9 protein-coding genes and 1 pseudogene are annotated in these 9,098 nt (G+C 40.5%); 9 read left to right on the top strand and 1 reads right to left on the bottom strand.

Annotated elements, in window-relative coordinates; genetic code table 11:
- Window positions 1-264 (bottom strand): annotated as a pseudogene (locus tag CXF78_RS03180) (1,6-anhydro-N-acetylmuramyl-L-alanine amidase AmpD); the annotation flags it as partial.
- Window positions 265-683: 419 nt separating this feature from the next.
- Between CXF78_RS03180 and nadC the strand changes: the two are divergent.
- The 9 genes from nadC to CXF78_RS03135 all read left to right on the top strand — a co-directional run.
- The gene (nadC, locus tag CXF78_RS03175; protein ID WP_102035960.1) at window positions 684-1,562 is read left to right on the top strand and encodes a carboxylating nicotinate-nucleotide diphosphorylase; all 879 of its coding nucleotides are present in this window, start codon (window positions 684-686) and stop codon (window positions 1,560-1,562) included.
- A gap of 1,052 nt (window positions 1,563-2,614) precedes the next feature.
- On the top strand, window positions 2,615-3,061 hold the full coding sequence (locus tag CXF78_RS03170; protein WP_011639196.1) for a pilin: 447 nt from the start codon (window positions 2,615-2,617) through the stop codon (window positions 3,059-3,061).
- A gap of 92 nt (window positions 3,062-3,153) precedes the next feature.
- Window positions 3,154-4,860 carry a type IV-A pilus assembly ATPase PilB gene (pilB, locus tag CXF78_RS03165; protein ID WP_011639197.1) on the top strand — a complete coding sequence of 569 codons (1,707 nt, stop codon included), beginning with the start codon at window positions 3,154-3,156 and terminating at the stop codon, window positions 4,858-4,860.
- 107 nt (window positions 4,861-4,967) lie between these two features.
- Window positions 4,968-6,227 (top strand): type II secretion system F family protein, encoded by a 1,260-nt coding sequence (locus CXF78_RS03160; RefSeq protein WP_102035959.1) that lies wholly within the window; start codon window positions 4,968-4,970, stop codon window positions 6,225-6,227.
- A 29-nt stretch (window positions 6,228-6,256) separates the two neighbouring features.
- Window positions 6,257-7,183 (top strand): prepilin peptidase, encoded by a 927-nt coding sequence (locus CXF78_RS03155; protein ID WP_102035958.1) that lies wholly within the window; start codon window positions 6,257-6,259, stop codon window positions 7,181-7,183.
- Complete coding sequence (gene coaE, locus CXF78_RS03150) at window positions 7,180-7,809, top strand: dephospho-CoA kinase (protein ID WP_102035957.1); 630 nt, start codon at window positions 7,180-7,182, stop codon at window positions 7,807-7,809. The genes CXF78_RS03155 and coaE overlap by 4 nt, the downstream gene beginning before the upstream one ends.
- A complete protein-coding gene (gene zapD / locus CXF78_RS03145) occupies window positions 7,802-8,536 on the top strand; it encodes a cell division protein ZapD (RefSeq protein ID WP_102035956.1) in 735 nt (244 codons plus the stop codon). The genes coaE and zapD overlap by 8 nt, the downstream gene beginning before the upstream one ends.
- Window positions 8,537-8,578: 42 nt before the next feature.
- Window positions 8,579-8,791, top strand: coding sequence for a DNA gyrase inhibitor YacG (yacG, locus tag CXF78_RS03140; RefSeq protein ID WP_102035955.1), 213 nt, complete (start codon window positions 8,579-8,581; stop codon window positions 8,789-8,791).
- Between the two features lie 23 nt (window positions 8,792-8,814).
- Window positions 8,815-9,098 (top strand): NUDIX domain-containing protein (locus CXF78_RS03135; protein ID WP_102035954.1); only part of this gene is annotated, 284 nt, incomplete at its 3' end.

Raw genomic sequence — 9,098 nt, 5'->3', positions numbered from 1 at the left:
CTGCACTACTTCACCATCGCGACGAATTAAAAAGTGTGCCGAGACTTGCAAGCCTGCCAACTCAGCAAAACTGTCGTCAGCCTCAGTATCTAAGCAGCCTTGAAAAAGTGCATCAATGTGCGGTAAGCCAAAACAACCCGCCGGTAAACTAATATTGTGGATCACCAACAAACTCACCTCATCTGTTGGCCGTGCATTAAAATGTGGCGAAATACACTTTCTAGCGCTGGCTAACCAACCTTGTTTTAATAAGCCTTTTGGCATATCCATCCTTCTAAACATAACTAGATCACTTCAACAAGAGTGAAGAGATGAGATTGTAAGCCAAAATCAGAATGTTTAGCCTATTGGATATCAAATTTGTCATTCGCTTTGCTAACTAGGTGCGGCCACTTATCACTCGCAATGTGAGTAATAAGCTTATTGTAAGTCAATGCAATACAGTTAGCGGAGCAAAGAATTATTTGATCACCGCCTATTATCCCGAGTTAAGCTTCTTTAACCATTCTCAATCTGAATTTAACAGCATAAAATAGAAAAACCAACACTGAAAATTGCCGACTGGATAGTGTCAGTATATAGCCAAGTTATGGTAATCTTTAACAAATGCTTTCTGTAACAAACACTCCGTTGAATGCAGATACTGTTTAGCCTTATCACACTCTTTAGCAAGGACTTTGCTTATGTTAGAAAACGACATCCGCCATGCAGTGCAAACAGCGCTTGATGAAGACTTAGGTCACACAGCCCATAATACCATTCACGATATGCTCAATGCTGATATTACTGCTCAGCTTATCCCAGCAGACAAACACGTTTCCGGTGCGTTAATCACCCGCGAAGATGGGGTTTTTTGCGGTAAAGCGTGGGCAGAGCAAGTATTTAATCAACTAGGCAGTGAAGTCGTGCTGCATTGGCATGTTGATGACGGTGATTTAATTGTAGCCAATCAATTGTTATGCGAACTATCTGGCCCAGCACGCGCCATTTTAACTGGCGAACGAACAGCAATGAACTTCATTCAAACCTTGTCAGGGGTAGCCAGCTTAACCAAACTGTACGTTAATAAACTTGCAGGTACCCATACTCAATTGCTCGATACCCGTAAAACTATTCCAGGTCTTCGCACGGCCCAAAAATATGCAGTAACCTGCGGTGGCGGCAAAAACCATCGCATTGGTTTATACGATGCGTTCTTAATCAAAGAAAACCACATTATGGCTTGTGGCGGTATCTCAAAAGCCATTACAGCTGCACGCGCTTTAGATGGTAACAAGCCAGTAGAAGTGGAAGTAGAGTCACTTGAGGAGTTAACCCAAGCACTCGATGGCGGAGCCGATATCATTATGCTCGACAATTTCGACGTCACCATGATGGTCGATGCAGTGAGCCTTAATAATCGTTATAAAGATCAAGATAAAGGCGCTAAGTTAGAAGTTTCAGGTAATGTCACTTTAGACACCCTAGCCACCTTTGCACAAACTGGAGTTGATTATATTTCAGTAGGCGCCCTGACTAAGCATGTCAAAGCATTAGATTTATCTTTGAGATTAAAGGCTTAATACTTTTATTTGCTAGGTTCTAGAACGAACTGCTAGAGTCGCAGCGCTACTAGAACCTAGGCTTGAGGCTTTTAGCTCGTATGTCACAGCTTGCCCCCGCTTACTACCTTTCGTCACCGTATCTCATCACTTGCTATCTTTGGTCACCGTATCTCATCGCTTGTCACCGCTTGCTACCTTTCGTCACCGTATCCCATCACTTGCCATCGCTTGCTATCTTTCGTCACCGTATGTCACCGCTTGTTGCTAAGATTTTATAGCATCTAGCAGCGTAGCGCTCTCGAATCTAGGCTTTCTGCAAATTCAAATCTGCCATAAAAAGCGCCAACAAACCGACATTGTTGCATTTTTGTCAAATAATTTTTCCTCTATGCCTAACACGTCAAAAAACATATAGGGTATAATGTGCGGAAAATGTGAAAACAGAGCCTTTTTAGACATTTATTTTTAATTTGTATCATAAAACTATTCCTTTTCTAAGCCTTTTATACTAACGTTTAGCGTAGGCGAGTTGGCCTTTCGGCCATGTACTGCAATAATAAAGTTGTAAAAAACGTCTATGATTTATCAATTGTGTAACATTGATTCAACGCTTTCTTATTGATATCGATATTACGAATTAATAAAACGAGCGTTTTACACTAGTATCGCAGCTCAGCCGAAATGCTATACTGACACAATAAAGTAAGTAGCTGGTTGTTATCCATTAATGACAAAATTCACTGTCAAATGGAAAACAAACATAGTGATGGCTAAACTATAAAACGAGTTTTACGGAATATGTTTCATAGGTTTAGTCCTCTAAAGTACATTTTAGAAAGAAAGAATTAACAAACCTTGTCATCATGGACACATAAAGCTTAAATCATTGCTTACAATGGTATAAGTAATATGCACAAGCGACGACATAAACGACATCGTGGCAATTAATGTCACATATTTGTGTCTGTAAGGCGTTAGGCATATGGATTGCCATTTAGTACACTCAACTATAACAAGTGTGCTAATTATCTAGGATTGAAACAGCCACAGCCTATTTTACGGAGAGAAAAATGAAAGGTATTAACCAAATCAAAAACGCTAAGGGTTTCACTCTTATCGAATTAATGATCGTAGTCGCGATCATCGGTATTTTAGCTGCAATCGCACTGCCTGCTTATCAAGACTTCACTAAACGTGGTCATGTTTCTGAAGGTTTAAGTTTAGCTGCTGGAGCAAAAGCTTCAGTGACAGAATATTACGCGACTCAAGGTGCATTTCCTACAACCAACGCACTTGCAGGGCTTGCTGCTGCTACGGATATTAAAGGTAATGCTGTAGTCAGTGTAACAGTTGGAGCTCTTGGACAAATCACAGTTTTGTTTAATGACAAAGTTTTAGCAACTTCTACATTAACTTTAACTCCATCACTTGCAGCAAATTCGACAGGAAGTATATCTTGGACATGTGCTGCTGGTACAGCAATGGAAGATGCTTGGATTCCATCAAACTGCCGTTAATATCGTTTTTATTTTAAAAGGCAGCATTTAGCTGCCTTTTTACTTTACATCATTCGAGATGTAGAATTATTTTATTTAAGTAGGTAATTTACATGTCATCAGCTGCCGTTCATTTAGGACTATCAACTTTATTTATCCGTAAAGGCCTCCTAAACGAAGAGCAAATATCAACTTCCATTTCCGAATCTCGAAAGCACAAACAATCCTTAGTCACGACATTAGTAAACTCCAAGTTCCTTTCTGCTCGCGAAATAGCTGAACTGTGCTATGAAGAGTATGGCACCCCATTACTTGATTTAAATGAATTTGATGTAACTGGTATCGCAGATGAGCTACTCAATAAAAAGCTCATAGAGAAACATAAATGCTTACCTCTCTTCAAGCGTGGTAATCGTCTTTACATCGCCACATCAGATCCAACCAATATTGCTGCTCTTGAGGATTTTCAATTTAGTCTAGGTCTCCATGCCGAAGCTATTTTGGTTGAAGATGACAAATTGCTAAAAGCGCTAGAAAAAATCATCGAAGATGATATCTCTGGTTTGGACTTAGCTGGCGCAGATGAAGAAGCCTTAGCCAATATGGAAGTGGCTGATACAGAAAGACGTGACGAACCAAGCGGAGATAGCAGTGACGATGCACCTATTGTAATCTATATTAATAAAATTCTCACCGATGCTATTCGTAAAGGCGCCTCTGATTTACATTTTGAGCCTTACGAAAAACGCTATCGTATCCGCTTTCGAATTGATGGTATCTTGCATGAAGTATCTGAACCACCAGTCAATCTATCCAACCGTATTTCAGCCCGCTTAAAAGTGATGTCGAAACTCGATATTGCTGAGCGTCGAGTTCCGCAAGATGGCCGCATTAAAATGAAGCTGTCGCGCACCAAATCAATCGATTTCCGTGTCAGTAGCTTGCCGACCATTTGGGGCGAGAAGATCGTGATGCGTATTTTGGATTCATCTTCCGCTCAGTTGGGGATTGAAAAGCTCGGTTATGAAGATGATCAACGCTTATTATACGAAGAAATGCTCGCTAAACCTCAAGGGATGATATTAGTCACTGGCCCTACGGGTTCAGGTAAAACAGTCTCCTTGTATACTGGCCTCAATATTCTTAATACCGAAGAGCGCAATATATCTACCGCAGAAGATCCGGTCGAAATTAACCTCGAAGGCGTTAACCAAGTACACATTAATTTAAAAGCTGGCCTAACTTTCGCTTCAGCGCTACGATCATTTTTACGTCAAGATCCTGATGTGGTGATGGTTGGTGAAATCCGCGATTTAGAAACTGCAGAGATCGCCATTAAAGCCGCCCAAACGGGCCACTTAGTGTTATCAACATTACATACCAATTCAGCCGCCGAAACCTTAACCCGTTTAATCAATATGGGTGTGCCAGGTTATAACATTGCTAGCTCAGTCAATTTAATTATAGCCCAACGACTTGCCAGGCGCCTATGCCCAGCATGTAAACATGAAGAAGAAATTCCTGTTGCTGAGATGCAGCGCTTAGGCTTCAGTGAAGCTAATATCGCCAAAGGTTTTACCGTATTCAAACCAATTGGTTGTGAGCTATGCTCAGGTGGTTATAAAGGCCGAGTGGGTATATACGAAGTGATGAAAATGAGCGATGAAATAGCGCGTACAATTATGGAAGGCGGTAACTCACTCCAAATTGCCACCCTTGCCAAGCAGCAAGGTATGCGCGATTTACGTCAATCAGGATTGCTCAAAGTCATTCACGGCGTGACTAGCATCGCGGAAATTAACCGTGTAACCAGCTTTTAATTCAGCTATAGTCAAATCAATTATAGTAAATCTACTATTTAATTGATTATTCTCTATTAACAATAATGGGTTAACGTGGTGCAGCGAAAAACAAAAGGATTGGCTAAATGGCCACAATAACAGCAAAGAAAAAGCCAAAGGCGAAAAAAAAAACCAAACACCAACCTAAGGTTTTTACTTACCAATGGAAGGGTGTTAATCGTGATGGTCAACGTACTTCTGGTGAGTTGAAAGGATCCACGATTGCTGAAATCCGTAGTGTGTTAAAAGCACAAGGTGTCACCCCTAAAGGGGTGCGTAAAAAGTCGGCGCCTTTATGGAAAACAGAAAAAAGTATTACCGCAATGGATATTGCGATGATTACCCGCCAAATAGCTACCATGCTTGCTGCTGGTGTCCCATTAGTCACAACTATTGAACTTCTTGGCCGTGGCCATGAAAAAGCTAAAGTCCGAGAATTACTGGGTACTATTTTATCCGATGTCCAATCAGGTATTCCACTTTCAGATGCACTAAGACCTCACCGACGATATTTTGATGATTTATATGTCGATTTAGTCGCTGCTGGCGAACATTCTGGCTCACTCGATGCCGTGTTTGATCGTATCGCAACTTATCGTGAAAAAGCTGAACAATTAAAATCTAAAATTAAAAAAGCGATGTTCTATCCTGCTGCTGTCGTAGTTGTAGCAATTGCTGTTACGTCGTTATTGTTGCTTTTTGTTGTGCCCCAATTTGAAGATATATTTAATGGCTTCGGTGCAGAATTACCGGCATTTACTCAAATGATTATTGGTATCTCGCGCTGGTTACAAAGCTCATGGTACTTCTTTGTAATAGCTATTGTTATCGGGATCTGGCTTTTTAGACGAACTCATCGTAATTCTCAAAGTTTTCGCGACCGAATTGACCAAATGGTACTGAAGATACCCATGATTGGTGACATTCTTCACAAAGCGTCTATGTCGCGTTTTGCTCGAACCTTATCAACAACCTTTGCTGCAGGCGTACCATTAATTGATGGTTTAGAGTCTGCCGCGGGTGCTTCTGGTAACTATGTGTACCGTAAAGCACTATTAAAGGTTCGCCAAGAAGTGATGTCGGGTATGCAGATGAATGTTGCCATGCGCACCACTGGCTTATTTCCAGACATGCTGATTCAAATGGTGATGATTGGTGAAGAATCGGGTGGTTTGGATGAAATGCTTAATAAAGTGGCTAACATATACGAAATGCAAGTTGATGATGCGGTTGATGGTTTATCCAGTTTAATAGAACCCATCATGATGGTAGTCATTGGTACTCTGGTTGGAGGCCTTATTGTTGGTATGTATTTGCCTATTTTCGAAATGGGTAACGTTGTTTAGTTAATAACGAATAAGATTAATTATAAAAAATGACTGAATCTATCTCAAACTTTATTACAACAATGACTCAATACCCTTGGGTCTTTGTTGCGATTAGCTTTATTTTTGCGGCCACCATTGGCAGCTTTCTCAACGTCGTGATCCACCGTTTACCGGTGATGATGAAACGTGAATGGCAAAGCGAATGTAACTTTTATCTCAATGAATATCATCCTGACATTGTAAAACAAGTAGGCACTGAGCGTTTACAGAAAGCCATCGATCCCTTTCCTGAAAAATACAATCTAGTAGTACCAGGTTCCGCCTGCCCTAAATGCAAGGCCAATATAAAGCCTTGGCATAATCTGCCAATATTAGGTTGGCTGATGCTTAAGGGTAAATGTGCCGATTGCAAAACCGGTATTTCAAGCCGCTATCCCATTATTGAACTCTTAACCGGCGTATTAATTGCCGCATTAGCATGGCATTTTGGCCCAACATGGCAATTTGTTTATGCCAGCATTCTAACGTTTGTGTTAGTGGCGTTAACTGGCATCGATTTAGATGAAATGCTATTACCGGACCAGCTCACGTTACCAATCCTGTGGTTAGGGTTAATCATTAACCTTAAAGGCATTTATACTAGTCCGGAAGACGCTATTATTGGCGCTGCTGCAGGGTATTTAAGTTTATGGTCGGTATTCTGGTTATTTAAATTAGTCACTGGCAAAGAAGGCATGGGATACGGTGACTTTAAACTATTAGCCGTTTTCGGTGCTTGGTTAGGCTGGCAAATGCTGCCATTAATTATCTTACTGTCTTCACTCGTAGGTGCTGTAGTGGGTATAACCATGATTATGACTAAACAACTTAATAAAGGTAACCCAATCCCTTTTGGTCCTTATATCGCTGCGGCAGGCTGGATAGCGTTAGTATGGGGACATGACATTCTTAATTGGTATCTTAGTACGTTATGAGCTTAAACAAGTATGTTGTGGGGTTAACAGGCGGCATAGCCAGCGGTAAAACCACCGTGGCTAACTTATTTGCAGAATTTGGCATAGACTTAGTGGATGCCGATGTTATTGCCCGAGAAGTGGTCTCAATTGGCTCTGATGGACTCAAAGCAATAGCACAACATTTTGGTCAGTCACTATTATTAACCGACGGTAGCCTCGATAGAGCAGCTTTGCGAGCACAAGTATTCGATAATCCGCAACAACGTTTATGGCTTAATAATTTACTCCATCCAATGATCCGCCAAAAGATGTTAGACCAAGTGCAAGCATCGACTTCTGCATATGTAATAATGGTAGTACCCTTGCTATTTGAGAATCATTTAGATAGTTTAGTTGATACTACTTTGGTTGTAGATATAACGCCAGAGTTACAAATTTCAAGGACGATGCAACGTGATGGTGTCAGTAAAGAACAAGTAGAGCATATTCTGGCGAGTCAAATGACTCGAGAACAACGACTCGCTAAAGCTGATAATATTATTGATAATCAAGGAGAACATGAGCTGTTGCGCAGTCAAGTACTTCGTCTGCACCAACAATACTTACAACAGGCAGCCGATTTAGAAACTAACGTCAATGACTGATTTAATTTATGAACAACCATTAAATGAAAAAATACGCAGTTATTTACGTATAGAAAACCTTGCCCTACAGTTGCAACAGCATGCCGAACAAGATAATCAACATCAATGTTTTAGTCCCTTATTCGCACTTGCCGAACTAACTGAACGTTGTGATTATCGCACCGATATTTTAAAAGATATTGAAAAACAGATTCAGATAATTTCTCATTGGCGTACCCACTCAAATGTAGATAACGCTCAAGTGGATCAACTCATCCAAAAGCTAATCTCATTAAAATCGCCACTGCAAGCACAAGAAAGAATTGGCTGCAGCCTTAAACAAGACAAATTTATTTCTGCATTACGACAGCGTTTCAATATGACTGGAGCATACTGTAATTTCGACTTTCCTCAACTGCACTTTTGGCTTGGCAAAGACTGGCAACATCGACAGCAAGATATCAAAAGTTGGCTTATTCAATACCAGCCTATACTAGCTCCAATAGCATTACTTCTGGAACTCATTCGAACGACAGCAGGTTTTGGTTTATACCAAGCTCCAGTAGGTTTCTATCAAGGCAACTCTGTACAACCGTTGTCATTAATTCGAGTGCAAATAAATTCCAATCAAAACTGCTATCCTACCGTCAGCGGAAATCGAAATCGTTATGCAATTCATTTTGTAGATTTCGATTTACACCGTCATACCAGTGAAACTGTTGAGTTCTCACTAGCAACCTGCACATAAACACTTTAACATCACTAAAAATATTAATAACTAAGAATGATTATGCCTTTAACAATTGTAAACTGCCCAATTTGCAGGACCAAAGTTGAATGGAAAGACGAATCCCTATTTAAACCTTTTTGCAGTGAGCGCTGTAAACTGATCGATCTTGGCGACTGGGCAAGCGAGAAACATGCTATTCCGGTTAAGCACGATAGAGACCTAGATCTGTTGGATGATTCTGGTTTTGATGAAGGTGACTTCTTCAAACAATAAGTTCAAATTATAAGGGGCAAAACTTGCAAAAAAGAATCCATGTCGCTGTCGGTGTCATCATTAATCAAAATAAACACATTTTACTGGCTAAAAGGCTCGGACACCTTCATCAAGGAGGAAAGTGGGAATTCCCGGGCGGTAAGGTAGAAACAAATGAAACGGTTACTGAAGCGTTAATTAGAGAGCTCAAAGAGGAAGTCAATCTTGATGTATCTAATACAACTCCCTTCATGGACATCAGTCATGATTATCCAGATAAACATGTCAGACTCGACATTCATTTAATTACTGAGTTTTCAAACCAAGC

It is taken from the genome of Shewanella sp. 11B5 (assembly GCF_002836795.1).
GTDB lineage: Bacteria > Pseudomonadota > Gammaproteobacteria > Enterobacterales > Shewanellaceae > Shewanella > Shewanella frigidimarina.
This window is presented reverse-complemented; position numbering and strand designations above follow the sequence as displayed.